The organism is Paraburkholderia sp. PREW-6R (assembly GCF_039621805.1).
Lineage (GTDB): Bacteria > Pseudomonadota > Gammaproteobacteria > Burkholderiales > Burkholderiaceae > Paraburkholderia.
The window spans coordinates 1,498,211-1,511,555 of the sequence record NZ_CP155074.1; the positions used below are offsets into that span (position 1 = coordinate 1,498,211).

Consider the following 13,345-nt stretch of genomic DNA (forward strand, 5'->3'; position numbering starts at 1 on the left):
AGCTCGGTGCACTGCGCCGTGCCGCCGCCACAGGCGTATCACACCACCGCTTTGACCGGCGCCGCAGCCGTAACACCCGGTGCCGGCCCGACCGAGCCGCGCATTGTCACCGTCACCGGGAACTCGCGGAAAATGTCCCATGTGGTGCGATAACACTGATTGACGAGCCAGCGCACCGCGTTCTGCGTCAATTCCGCCGTGGGAATGTGGACCGAGGTCAGCCCGGGCGCGGCGTAGGCGGCGGAATAGTCGTCGTCGTAACCGATCACCGACACCTGGGACGGCACCGCAATCCCCGCCTGGTGAAAACGCGCTAGCACGCTCACCGCCATGGTGTCGTTCGCGCAGAAAAGACCGGTGAAAGGCCGCTTCGAATCGAGCAGTTGCTGCGCGGCCGCGTAGCCGCCTTCCGGCGAGAAGTCCGACTCGATCAGCGTGACATCCTGCTGCGATATTTTCTCGCGCGCCAGTTCCGCAAAGAAACCGCCGAGCCGGGCCTGATTGTCCGACGAGGTCGCGGGCCCGGAAATCACCGCGATCTCGCGATGCCCATGATCGAGCAGCGTGCGCGCCGCCAGTTCGCCGCCGCGCCAGTGGTCGGCGCAGAACGAAGCGTCCGGCAACTGTTCGAATGCGCGGTTCAGGAACACCATTTTTGGGTGCATCCGGTGCAGCATGATCAGATCCTCGTCGTGCAGATCATGGCTGATCACCACCACGCCGTCGCAATCGCGTTCAATCAGGAAGCGCACGGCCTCGATGGCCTGCTCGCGCGGCGACGCCTCTCCGCAGCCGGTGGCAACCACCACGTGACGGCCCACCGCGCGCAATTCGGTGTCGGTCTGCTTGAGGATCGTGCCGTAGTACGAGCCGAAAAACGTCGGCACGAAAATGCCGACCAGCCCGAGCGACTGCGTGGCCATCGCGCGCCCGATCGACGACGGCCGGAAATTCAACTGTTCGATTGCGGCTTTCACGCGCGCCGCGGCGTCGGCGGAAATCGGCCCTTTGCCGGAAATGGCTCGCGACGCCGTGGACATGCCCACGCCGGCCAATTCGGCGACATCTTTCAGTGTAGCCACGCGGTTCTCCGTCAAGCCGTTGCGGTTGTTCCGGTGCGAAAGCTACAGGCGCCCTCCGCTCGCTTCGTCGAACAGCGAGATATGCCGGCTGTCGAAAGAAAACGCCGCAGTGTCGCCCACATTCACCGGAATTCTGGTCTGGTCGATCGAAGCGATCTGTACGCCATGATAATCGAGCCAGATAACCTGGTGGTTGCCCATCGGCTCCACGAGCGCCACTTTGGCCAATCCGTTCGCGCCGGCCTCCTCGCCGGTTGCCACATCTTCCGCGCGCACACCGAGCACGCACGGCAGACCATCGGCAGGCGCGGCCTTGAACGCGTAATCGGACACGTTCAATCGCAGATGCGGCATGCAGAAGCAGCGCACGCCGTCGCGCGATTCCAGCGTCCCTTTCAGCAGGTTCATGGCGGGCGAACCGAGGAACGTCGCGACGAACAGATTGTCGGGCCGCGCATAAACCTCGGCCGGCGTGCCGAACTGCTGGATCACGCCGCCGCGCATCACCGCCATGCGCGTGGCGAGCGTCATGGCCTCGACCTGATCGTGCGTGACGTAGATCATGGTCGCGCCGAGACGCTGGTGCAGCTGCTTCAGCTCACGGCGCAGTTCGGTGCGCAGTTTGGCGTCGAGGTTGGACAGCGGTTCGTCGAACAGGAACACGTCGGCTTCACGCACGATCGCGCGGCCGATCGCCACACGCTGCCGCTGTCCGCCCGACAGTTGCGAAGGCTTGCGCTTGAGCAGCGGCCCGAGTTGCAGCATGTCCGACGCGCGCGCCACCCGCCGCGCGATTTCCGCCTTCGGCGTACCGTTGATGCGCAATGCGAACGACAGGTTTCGCTCCACGCTCATCGTCGGATAGAGCGCATAGGACTGGAAAACGAGCGCGATGCGACGGTCTTTCGGATCGGCCCACGTCATGTCTTCGCCGCCGATCTCGATGCTGCCCTCGCTTACGTCGATAAGACCCGCGATGCTGTGCAGCAACGTGGATTTGCCGCAGCCGGACGGCCCGAGCAGCACGACGAATTCGCCCGCGTGCACGTCGAGGTCGAGGTTGCGGATCACCGTGTTCGCGCCGAGCCGGATCGTCAGGTCGCGGATCGCCACATTGGCCGGCTGCGTGAGACCGGCGGCGTCCGCCGCGGCCGGGTTCTGTGCGGCGCGCTGCACGTTTTCCGCGTCTGTCGTGATCGCCATGTTTGCCAGGTTCGTCATCGCCTTATCCCTTGACCGCGCCGGACGCAATGCCGCGCACGAACCAGCGGCCCGAAATGAAGTACACCGCGAGCGGCACCATGGAGGTCAGGATCGTCGCCGCCATGTTGACGTTGTAAAGCCGCTCGCCCGTGGTCGTGTTGATGATGTTGTTCAGCTGCACGGTCATCGGCAGATTTTTCGTGCCGGCGAACACGAGGCCGAGAATGAAGTCGTTCCAGATGCCCGTCACCTGCATGATGATCGCGACGACGATGATCGGCACCGACATCGGCAACATCAGTTGCAGAAAGATACGCCAGAAACCACCGCCGTCGATGCGCGCCGCCTTGAACAGCTCCTCGGGAATCGACGCATAGTAGTTGCGGAACAGCAGCGTCATCACCGGCATGCCGAAAATCGTGTGAATCACCACGATGCCCGGCAGCGAACTGAACAGATGTACGCTCGCCAGCGCGCGCACGAGCGGATAGACCATCACCTGCACGGGAATGAACGCCCCCATCAGCAGCACGCCGAACAGCAGGCCCGCGCCGCGCGGCCGCCAGAACGACAACGCATAGCCATTGATCGCGCCCACCATGATCGACAGCACGGTGCTCGGCACGACAATGCGCACCGAGTTCCAGAAGCCGACGCGAATGCCGTTGCAATCGAGCCCGGTGCACGCGGATCGCCACGCGGCGCTCCACGCGTCGAGTGTGAAATGCGCGGGAAGCGCGAGCAGACTGCCGAGCCGGATCTCGCTCATCGGCTTGACCGACGTGACGAGCATCACGTAGAGCGGCAACAGAAAAAAGAGCGCAGCGGTGAGCAGAAACGCGTAGACGCCGACACGCGCGGGCGTGACCGCGCGCCGGCGGCGACGCGCGGCGTGGGCCGCTGCATGTTCGTGCGGTGTACTGAGCGTGTTCATCAGACCTCCTTGCGCAACGCCGCGCGGCTGCGCGCATAGAAGAACGGCGCGAGAATCGCCAGCACGGTCGCGAGCAGAACGATCGACGCCGCCGATGCAAGGCCGAGATTCGCGCGCCCGAACAGGTAATCCATGATGAACTTGGCAGGCACTTCGCTCGCGGTGCCAGGACCGCCTTGCGTCATCGCCACCACCGCGTCGTAAAGCTTCACGACCATCACGAACAGCAGCACGAACGCGGTGGAAACAGACGGCCCGAGCATCGGCACGACAATGCTCGCGTAGACGCGCCAGCGCGGAATGCCGTCGACGCGCGCCGCTTTCCACAGTTCGTCGTCTATACCGCGCAAGCCTGCGAGCAGCAGCGCCATCACGAGACCGGACGCCTGCCACACCGTCGCGATCACGATGGTGTAGATCACCCAGTCCTGATCGACGATCCAGTCGAAACGCGCATGCACGAATCCCATTTTATGCAGCACGGCCTGCGCTCCGAGTTGCGGATTCAGAATCCACTGCCACACGAGACCCGTTGCAACGAACGACATCGAATACGGGTACAGAAACACCGTGCGTAGCACGCCTTCGCCCATCACCCGCTGGTCGATGAAGATGGCGAGCAGCAGTCCGATTACCATGCACGCGACGATGAAGCACGCGCCGTAAATCACGATGTTCTGCAGCGACAGCAGCCAGCGGTCGTTATGGAAAAGCCGCGTGTATTGCGTCACGCCGGCAAAACCGCCGGACGGAAAGGTGCGCGAGTTGCTGAGCGACACGCGCGCGGTCCACACCATCGTGCCGAGATAGGCGAACACGACGGTCAGCACCATCGGCAGCAGCGCGATCCATGCTGCAATCGGCCAGCGCTTTTTTAACGGCTTTTTCGAGCGCGCGTTGCGCGCGTTCGAGTCCGCCGCAGCCACTTTCAGCGCGTGCATGGCAGGCACCTAGCTCTGCAACGCGCTGGCGAACGCTTTCTGCGCGTCGTCGACCGACTGGTTCCTGTTCCAGAAGTTAGTAATTACGTCGATCAACGCGCCCTGCGTGTCGGGCGACAACAGCATTTCTGGATTCGGCAACTGACGCGATTTGTCTTTCATGATCGCGATGCCCTCCTTCGCGCAGATGTCGAGACTGCTTGCGTCCACGTCGGGACGAATCGGAATGGAGCCTTTCTTCGCGCTGAACGCAACCTGCGCGGCCGGCGACGTCATCACCGTGGCGAGCAGGTTCTGCGCCTTGATCGTCGTCGGGTTGTCGGTCTTCGGGAAGACGAAGACGTCGCCCGCCACCAGATACGGCGAATGCGGACCGAAGCCGGGGAAGCAGCCGAAGTCTTTGCCCGCGCTCTGGTTGGCCGCGGAAAACTCGCCCTTCGCCCAGTCGCCCATGATCTGCACGCCCGCCTTGCCGGAAATCACGAGTGCGGTGGCGTCGTTCCAGTTGCGCCCCGGCGAACCGGCGTCGACGAAATCATGCAGCTTCTTGAACGCGGCCAGCACTTTTTTGAACGCATCCGACTTCACCGCGTTCGCGTCGTGATCGCGATAGACCTTCAGGTACAGGTCGGGGCCGCCGACGTCGGCGAACACCGCGTCGAACGTGATCTTTTCCTGCCACGGCTGGCCGCCCAGCGCGAGCGGAATCACGCCCGCGGCTTTGAGCTTGCCGAGATCCGCGAGGAACTCGTCGTAGCTCTTCGGCTCGCCGGTGATGCCGGCTTTCTGGAACACCGGCTTCGAGTAGAAAAACCAGGCCGGCATATGGATATCGACGGGCGCCGCGTAGTAATGCCCTTTCACGCGGATGCTGTCGAGAATCGACGGTGGAAAAACGCTGTTCCAGTTTTCTTTCGCGGCGACGTCATCGACATTGTTCAGCAGGCCCTGGTCGATCAGGTCGTGAAACTGTTTGGACGTGTTGAACTGCGCGGCCGTGGGTGGATCGCCGCCGACGATCCGGTTGATCGCCGTGGAGCGCGCCTGATCGGCACCGGCCACCGCATTGTCGACCCACTGCCCGCCGGCCTTGTTGTACGCGTCGGCAAACTGGCGAATTGCAGCGGATTCGCCACCCGAGGTCCACCAGTGGATCACGTTCGCTTTCAATGGCTCTGCATGGGCGATGACACCATACAACGCCAATGCCGCGGCCATGCCACGCAAGACCCATCCTGTACGCTTCATGTTGTCTCCTTGGTCCGACGCTCCTCCAGAAACTTCGCCACGAGCTCCGCGCTGCGCTTGATGGTGCGCTGCTGCGTACTGTAATCGACATGGACGATACCGAAGCGGCGCTCATACCCGAACGCCCACTCGAAGTTGTCCATCAGCGACCACAGGAAATAGCCGCGAATATCCACGCCTGCCTTGATCGCCTGGTCGACCGCGGCGAGGTGCCGCTTGAGAAATGCAATGCGCTGCGTGTCGTCGACGCGGCCGTCGATCACCTTGTCGTCCGACGCCATGCCGTTTTCCGTGATGTAGACCGGCGGCAGATTCGCGTAAGTGTGCCTGAAGCCGATCAGCAGATCGCGCAGCCCATCGGGGAACACCTCCCAGCCCATCTGCGTGCGCTCCACGCCTTCGAGCAGCACTTCACGAAAGCCATGGGCGCCGTCGCTCTCTACTTGGGTGCGGAAGTAATAGTTGATGCCAAGGAAATCCAGCGGCGCTGCAATAGTTTGCATATCGCCTTCGAGCACGAGTGGCTCGGTGCCCGGCCACAGTTCCCACAGGTCTTGCGGATACGCGCCCTTGAGCAGCGGATCGAGAATCCAGGCGTTGTGCTGCACTTCGAACAGATGCGCGGCGCGCCGGTCGGCGGCGCTGTCGCTATTCGCCGTGCCGCGCCCGATGTTCGCGACAATGCCTTTGCGCGACGCCGGGTCGTTGGTGCGCAGCACCGGCATCGCGAGACCATGCGCGAGCAGCAGATGGTGCATGGCCTGAGTGGCATAGCGACCGTCGGCAAGGCCCGGCGCGTGGTGTCCGTTGCCATAGCCCAGATACGCGGAGCACCACGGCTCGTTGAGCGTCGCCCAGGCATCGACGAGCCCCGACAACTCGCGGCTCACGAGGCCGGCGTAATCGGCGAAACGGTACGCGGTTTCGCGGTTGAGCCAGCCGCCGCGAGCTTCGAGATGCTGCGGCAGATCCCAGTGATACAGCGTCACGAAGGTGGCGATGCCCTTTTCTTTCAGACGTGTGAGCAGACGCCTGTAAAAGTCGAGCCCCTTGCGGTTCGGGCTGCCCGCTTCGTCCATCACGCGCGGCCACGCGATCGACAGCCGGTAGCCTTCGAGGCCGAGCCCGGCGAGCATGTCCACGTCCTGTTCCCAGCGATGATAGTGGTCGCATGCCACCGCCCCGGTGTCGCCTGCGAGCACCTTGCCGGGTAGGGCCGAGAACGTGTCCCAGATGGACGGCAGGCGGCCGTCCTCGTCGACTGCGCCCTCGATCTGGTAGGCCGCGGTCGCAGCGCCGAGCAGGAAGTCGCGGCGCCAGAGCGCGGAGTCGGCCGGCGGCGTGAAGGGGTCAGCGGGTGAAACGTGTGGGGGAAGTGCGTCGGATACGGCGGAAGCGTCGTTTGCCACGGATTCTCCTGCACTGAGGTCGATGAACCGGGTACGGTGAAGCGCGTCTGCCGACTTGCACGCCCTCTGATGAGACAGAAGATCGTGCAGGTGGAAGCGCTTCCACATAAGACCAGCGAACGATATCAGCGCCGGATTCGGCGCAGCAATCAGGGTTTGTCTGGAGCGCGACTGGCATGCGGGTCGAGCACGCCACGGTCGTAAGCATTGCAATAGGTTTGCCAGTCCTGTTCCACCTGCACCGCGCACTGCATTGCGAGATCGACGAGCGGCAGTTGCCAGTCGCGGCGATTGCCGAACGCGATCAGATCATCGGCGATCGACGATTTCTGCCGGCCGCCGCTGCGCAGATGCGCCCACGCGCTCAGTTCCGCCATGCTGTTGATCACTTCTTCGAGACGCGGCAGCTTGTTATCCCAGTCGCTCAGTGCGACGCGATCTTCGGAGGGTTGCAGGCTGCGCAATACGTAGGAACGCTGATTGAACTCGACGGCATGCAGAAAGGCCTGCGACACCGCCTGGTTACGCCGCTGCACTTCCACCACACGTTGCGCTTCGGTCTGCCACGGCGGTTGCGGCGTGCTCACATGCGGCGCCACCGACGACGGCAGCGCTTCTTTCAGATCGATCAGATAATTGCCGTCCGGTGAGCCCTTGCCTTCGACCAGAATCACATATCGGTCTACGCCAAGACTACCCGTACCGGCAATGCGCCGCGCGACATCGAGAATGCGGAAAAAATCGGGATTGGGCGCGCTCGCCGCGAACTGCGCCATGAACGCCGTGACCGCTGCGCGCTGTTTGTCCGTGACAGGCAGCGCTTTTTTTCCGTCGACTTTCAGCACGCGGGCTTTGCCCTTGAGCACCGTGCGCTTGTCGAGATGTGCGACACGTGAACGCGCGGCGAGCGCAGCGAACAGATCGCGCACCATGCCCACCGCCGTTTCCGCTTCGATCCAGCGCGCCTTGCCATAGGCGAGCGCGCTGCCATACGCTTCCAGCGCCGTGTGACACAACGACAAGGCCTGCGCGCGACTGAGCTTCAGGTCGCCCGCGCCGGCCAGCACACTGGTCAGAAGCCGCACGAGCTCGTAGAGGCTCGGTGCGAGGCAGGCTTCGTCGAAGTCATTGTTGTCGAAATAGATCAGCCCGTTGTCAGCCTTGTAGCTGCCGAAATTCTCCATGTGCATGTCGCCGCAGATCCATACTGGCGGTGCTTCATCGAGCAGCGTGTCGTGCGGTAAGCGTTCATAGAAGAGATGACAGGTGCCGCGCAGGAACACGAACGGCGAACTGCGCATAGCTTTGTATTTCATGGCAAGCCGCTCAGGATCGCGGCCGGCGTTAAAACTGCTGATGATCTGCACAACATCGGGCATGTGTTTCCCCTTCCTGCAGCTGGGTGCGCTTTCGATGTGTGAAGTGTAGTGTGCGCCGCGATGCTCCGCGAGCACCGGTTGGTTGAACGGCTTGATCCGCATCACGCGCCGCGCACTGGCTGTCGCGGTCAGTGTCGAGCCTCGCTGTCGACCCTGTTGTCGACCCTGCTCTCAGCCCTGCGGTCAACCTTGCTGTCAACCCTGACGGTCGCCCGGGCGGCGGCCGTCAGGAGCCGGTCACGAGGTAGTACCGCCCGTCCGCGCTGACGTTGAACCCGAAGCCGCAATGTGTGACCGAGCCATGTGTCGTCACGTCGAGCGTTTCCGGCGCGCTCAGCCGGAATTCGAGCAGGCATCTGTCGTCATGCCCGTCGTATTGCGCGAGGCTGGGCATTTTTGCGGTGGCGTCGAGCGGCGCGTCGCCCAGGGTGTCAGGCACCGGCACGCGTGCCACGCCGTCGTGAAAGCGCACGTAAGCGGACAGGCTGCCCGTATTGGCACTCGGCTCGCCGTCCGGGCCCACGGTCGGATAGACGAAGTCTCCTTCGATCCGGTAGACCCCATGCCGCCCTGTCACCGGCTTCACGTTGATCGTGTTCCACGCGCCAAAAAACAGGTAGTGGGTAAAACGCGCGCCGTCAGGCGGCATGCCGTCCACCACGTCCTTGTCGGCAATCGCGTCCAGACGCTCGCGCGCTGCCGCTACCGCGCGGCCGAGCAGCGCGTCGTTCGGATAGTCGCCGCCGCGGCTCACCGCCGTCCTGTAATAGGCGCGCGCATCCGGCAACGCGCCGAGCTTCAGTTGCACATCACCCTGATGCACGAGCGCCATCACCATGCGAGCCCGCGCGGAACGGGTTGCTTTCGGCGAATTCTCCTCGGCAGCCTGCATGGCGGTGGCCTCGGCGAGCGCCGCTTCCATGGCGACCAGCGTTTGCGCCTGGCGGATCTGCCCGGCTTCGAGCGCGGCGACACCGAGCGCCGCACAGGACGCATTGGTGCGGCACGGCACGTCACGCCCGGCCAGCAGGTTGCGTCGATACAGTTCGGAGCGCGAATCGGTGCGCGGCTGACTCTGAGCAAGCGCTATGCCGGGGGCGAGCAATTCCGAAGCGACAACGGCGAGCCCCCCGAGCGCAACCGAAGCGGTCGTGGCAACGGTGGCGGCAGTAGCAACGGCTGCAATGGTAGCGGCGACGGCGGTCTGCAAAGTCATGAGCGAAAGAAGTGAGGGGCTACCATGTCGATAAATACGTTCGCACGACGCGATCTGGATGCACGCGCTTCAAACGCAATGCCTATGTGCGTGCCCGAAAGACCCAGCGGCGCGCATCTGGCCGTGATGCTGACAGACATTTGCCGGCTGGGCGAACCACTACGTTAAAACGCATCAGCGCGGCTGACACGTCAACTAAAGCGAGCGGAAAGTTCGAGCAACGCGGCACGGAGTGCCGCCTCGCCTATTCGACCGCCTGGGCGCCGAACTTCTTCCGGTACGCGCCCGGACTGGTCAACGCAATGCGCCGGAAATGACGCCGCAGCGATTCCTCGGAGCCAAAACCGGCCAGTTCGGCGACGCGGGCCATCGGCAACGGCGTGGGCGCTTCGAGCAGCTCCCGCGCAATCGCCACACGTTCACGCACGAGCCATGCGTACGGCGCCATCCCGGTCGCGTCGTGAAACTGCCGCTGCAACGTACGCGGGCTCATCGTCGCACGCTGCGCGAGCGAGTCGAGCGTATGCGGCAAGCCTGGATGAGTGCGCACGAAGTCCATCAGGCGGGCGATCCGCCCGCTGTCGTCCTGCGGCATGGGGCGAGGCACGAACTGCGCCTGGCCGCCTTCGCGATGCGGCGGCACCACGAGCCGTTGCGCGACGCGATTCGCGACCGCGCCGCCATGATCGCGGCGCACGAGATGCAGCAGCATGTCCAGCCCCGCCGCCGATCCGGCCGAGGTGATGATCTGTCCTTCGTCGACGTACAGCGCGTCGGGCTGCACCGTGAGTGGCGGATACCGCTCCTGCAACTTCGCCGCGTAACGCCAGTGCGTCGTGACGGTCTTGCCGTCGAGCACGCCGGCGGCCGCGAGCACGAACACGCCCGAGCAGATCGAACAGAGCCGTGCTCCACGTTCGTAGGCGGCGCGGATTTTCTTCAGCAGCGCGGCGGGCGGCAGTTCGTCGGCATCACGCCAGCCGGGGATGACGATTGTGTCGGCCCGGTCGAGCAGCCTGAGCGTATGAGGCGCGGACACGGTGATGCCGCCCGCGGCGCGGATCGGCCCCGGCTCGCTCGCGCAGACCGCGAAGCGATACCAGTCCACCTCGAGTTCGGGGCGCTCGAGCGCGAACAGTTCGGTCACGCAGCCGAATTCGAAAGTGCAGAGCCGGTCATAGGCCAGCGCGACGACGAGATGATTGAGCATGGCGTGATGTTACCGGAGATTGACGATTACGCCACTTACCCCGTGCATCGTGTGTCGCCACAATGAAGTCTGAACTGCAGCCCGCGAGCCAGCCAGACAGGCAGCCGTCCTTATGACCTTTTCCTGGATTTCCTCATGCCGACCCTGAACGCCGTCACCACCATTCCTGCCGCCGACAGCGCCGCCGCACTCGCTCATTTCGCGGCGTCGTTCGGATTCGAGACGGATTGCGCCGACGTCGCCGCCGCCCTGGCGAGCGATACGCCCGGCTTCGTGCTGCTCGACGTGCGCAGCCCGGCGCTGTTTGCGCAAGGCCATGTGCCGGGCGCGGTCAATCTGCCGCACGGCAAGATCGTCGCGTCCAGGCTTGCGGACTATCCGCTGGAAACGCTGTTCGTCACCTATTGCGCCGGTCCACATTGCAATGGCGCGGCGCGCGGCGCACTGCGGCTCGCGCAATTGGGGCGGCCCGTCAAACTGATGATCGGCGGCGTGACCGGGTGGCAGGATGAGGGTTTTACACTTGTTCGCGCGGAACCGGCCGGTCACTGATTCCGAGTCAATGAACAGCATATGTAGAATCAATTAAACAAACGCGCTGCCATGTCGATATAAAGTTCAGCCGCTCATCCCGTTAGCGGTTGGAACTCACATGCAAAGCTCATACAACATCTGGCTCGTCGGCATCTCGTTTGCCGTGGCCACGCTTGCATCGTACACAGCGCTGGATCTCACCGGCCGCATCTCTTTGCAGATGTCGGCCCGGCTGCGCCATGCATGGAGACTGTGCGGTGCGGCGGCGCTCGGCGTCGGCGTCTGGTCGATGCACTTCATCGCGATGCTGGCGTTCTCGCTGCCGATTCCGCTCGGCTATGACTTTGCGCTGACGTCCCTTTCGCTCGGTCTCGCGATCGGCGCTTCGTACCTCGCGCTGTATCTGACCACCCGTGCGCGGCTCACGCCGGCGCGGCTCCTCGGTGGCGGCGCGATCATGGGCATCGGCATCGCCGGCATGCATTACACCGGCATGGCCGCGCTGCGGATGAAGCCGGGCATCCACTATCAGCCGGCGTGGTTCGTGGGGTCGATCGCGATCGCAATGGGCGCGTCGAGCGCCGCGTTGTGGATGGCGCGGGCGCTGAGCAACGACGACGAGCGCCATGTCGTGCGCAAGCGCCTCCTCGCCGCGCTCGTGATGGGCGTCGCGATCAGCGGCATGCACTATTCCGGCATGGCGGCTGCAGATTTCCTGCCTGGCGCGATATGTGGCGCGGCGAGAGGGGTGAACGCGACGTGGCTCGCCACCACCGTGATCCTGTTCACGTTCGCCATCCTGGCCGCCACGCTGATGGTGTCGCGTTTCGATGCGCGCACGAGCTTCCTCGTGGGCGCGGTGTCGAAACTGAACGGCCAGATCGTGCGGCTTGCCACGCTCGATACGCTCACCGGCCTGCCGAATCGCAGCACCCTGACCGACCGCATCGAACGCGCGCTGCAGAATTCGCGGCGTCAGCGCTCGGGCTTCGCGATCCTCTTCATGGATCTGGACGGCTTCAAGACCATCAACGATTCGCTCGGCCACTCGGTCGGCGACGAAGTGCTGTCCGCGTTCGCCCAGCGCCTTCTGCTCTGCGTGCGTTCGACCGACACGGTGGCGCGGCTGGGCGGCGACGAATTCGTGGTGCTGGCCGAAAGCCTTTCTTCGCGGGAAGACGCGAGTGCGCTGGCCGAAAGCGTACTCGACCGGATGCGCCGCGGAATGTGGAGCGATTCGCAGCCGCTGCAGGTCATGCCGAGCATCGGCATTGCACTTTATCCGGAGGATGGCGACACGGTCGACACGCTGCTCAAGCACGCGGACGCCGCCATGTACGAAGCGAAGCGCGCGGGGCGCAGCACCTATCGTTTCTTCGAGCGCAGCATGAACGAGGCCGCCACGCGCACGCTGAAAATCCAGCACGCACTGCATGACGCACTCGGCGCGGGTTATTTTTCGCTGCACTTCCAGCCGAAGTTTCATGGCAATGGCGACGCGCTGGCAGGCGCGGAAGCGCTGATCCGGCTGAACCACCCGCAACTCGGCACGCTCGCGCCGCTCGAATTCATTCCTATTGCCGAGCGCTCGGGGCAGATCGTGCAGATCGGTTACTGGGTCCTTCGCGAGGCCTGCCGGCAAATCCGTCGTTGGATCGATCAAGGCTTGCCGCCGCTGAAGGTGGCGATCAACCTGTCGCCGCGCCAGTTATTGCAGCCGAGCCTCGTGTCGACCATGCTCGAAATCGTCACGGCCGAAGGCGTGCGCTGCGAGCAGATCATGTTCGAGATCACGGAATCCGTCGCCATGCAGGACGCGCCGAAGACCATCGAAATGATCCGGGAATTCCAGGCGAGCGGCTTCGAAATTGCCATCGACGATTTCGGCACCGGTTATTCGAGCCTCGCCTATCTGCAGCGCTTTCGCGTGAAGCAGTTGAAGATCGACCGCTTCTTCACGAATGGACTCGACGAACACGGCGCCGAAGGCAGCGCGATCGTGTCGGCGATCATCGCGCTTGCTCATTCGCTCGAAATGGACGTGGTGGCCGAGGGCGTCGAAACCGAAACGCAACTGGACATGCTCAAGGCCATGATGTGTGACGAGATGCAAGGTTTTCTGCTCGGCAAGCCGCTCAGCGCCGACGACTTCAGCGAATTGCTGAGGGAAAGAATGGCAACGGCGTAAC

At 63.8% G+C, this 13,345-nt stretch carries 11 protein-coding genes; 2 read left to right on the forward strand and 9 right to left on the reverse strand.

Annotation, left to right across the window (positions count from 1 at the left end):
• Window positions 1-38 precede the first annotated feature (38 nt).
• The 9 genes from AAGS40_RS21845 to ftrA all read right to left on the reverse strand — a co-directional run bounded on the left by AAGS40_RS21845 (window position 39) and on the right by ftrA (window position 10,622).
• Window positions 39-1,082 carry a substrate-binding domain-containing protein gene (locus tag AAGS40_RS21845; protein ID WP_345814929.1) on the reverse strand — a complete coding sequence of 348 codons (1,044 nt, stop codon included), beginning with the start codon at window positions 1,080-1,082 and terminating at the stop codon, window positions 39-41.
• A gap of 42 nt (window positions 1,083-1,124) precedes the next feature.
• Complete coding sequence (locus AAGS40_RS21850) at window positions 1,125-2,303, reverse strand: ABC transporter ATP-binding protein (protein WP_345814930.1); 1,179 nt, start codon at window positions 2,301-2,303, stop codon at window positions 1,125-1,127.
• A gap of 4 nt (window positions 2,304-2,307) precedes the next feature.
• Entirely contained in the window at window positions 2,308-3,219 is a 912-nt protein-coding gene (locus tag AAGS40_RS21855; RefSeq protein WP_345814931.1) for a carbohydrate ABC transporter permease, read from the reverse strand.
• On the reverse strand, window positions 3,219-4,160 hold the full coding sequence (locus AAGS40_RS21860) for a sugar ABC transporter permease (RefSeq protein ID WP_345814932.1): 942 nt from the start codon (window positions 4,158-4,160) through the stop codon (window positions 3,219-3,221). Before AAGS40_RS21860 ends, AAGS40_RS21855 begins: the two co-directional genes overlap by 1 nt.
• Before the next feature lie 9 nt (window positions 4,161-4,169).
• Window positions 4,170-5,408, reverse strand: a complete 1,239-nt coding sequence (locus AAGS40_RS21865; protein WP_345814933.1) for an ABC transporter substrate-binding protein — start codon at window positions 5,406-5,408, stop codon at window positions 4,170-4,172.
• Window positions 5,405-6,817 (reverse strand): GH1 family beta-glucosidase, encoded by a 1,413-nt coding sequence (locus AAGS40_RS21870; protein ID WP_345814934.1) that lies wholly within the window; start codon window positions 6,815-6,817, stop codon window positions 5,405-5,407. Before AAGS40_RS21870 ends, AAGS40_RS21865 begins: the two co-directional genes overlap by 4 nt.
• A gap of 149 nt (window positions 6,818-6,966) precedes the next feature.
• On the reverse strand, window positions 6,967-8,196 hold the full coding sequence (locus AAGS40_RS21875) for a DUF2252 domain-containing protein (RefSeq protein ID WP_345814935.1): 1,230 nt from the start codon (window positions 8,194-8,196) through the stop codon (window positions 6,967-6,969).
• Window positions 8,197-8,422: 226 nt separating this feature from the next.
• Window positions 8,423-9,412 carry a hypothetical protein gene (locus tag AAGS40_RS21880; protein ID WP_345814937.1) on the reverse strand — a complete coding sequence of 330 codons (990 nt, stop codon included), beginning with the start codon at window positions 9,410-9,412 and terminating at the stop codon, window positions 8,423-8,425.
• A 244-nt stretch (window positions 9,413-9,656) separates the two neighbouring features.
• Entirely contained in the window at window positions 9,657-10,622 is a 966-nt protein-coding gene (ftrA, locus tag AAGS40_RS21885; protein WP_345814938.1) for a transcriptional regulator FtrA, read from the reverse strand.
• Between the two features lie 135 nt (window positions 10,623-10,757).
• Here ftrA and AAGS40_RS21890 point away from each other — a divergent pair, with 135 nt between their 5' ends.
• Window positions 10,758-11,174, forward strand: coding sequence for a rhodanese-like domain-containing protein (locus tag AAGS40_RS21890; RefSeq protein WP_345814939.1), 417 nt, complete (start codon window positions 10,758-10,760; stop codon window positions 11,172-11,174).
• A gap of 100 nt (window positions 11,175-11,274) precedes the next feature.
• Window positions 11,275-13,344: an EAL domain-containing protein gene (locus AAGS40_RS21895; protein WP_345814940.1), complete on the forward strand. Its 2,070-nt coding sequence runs from the start codon at window positions 11,275-11,277 to the stop codon at window positions 13,342-13,344.
• Window position 13,345: the final 1 nt, after the last annotated feature.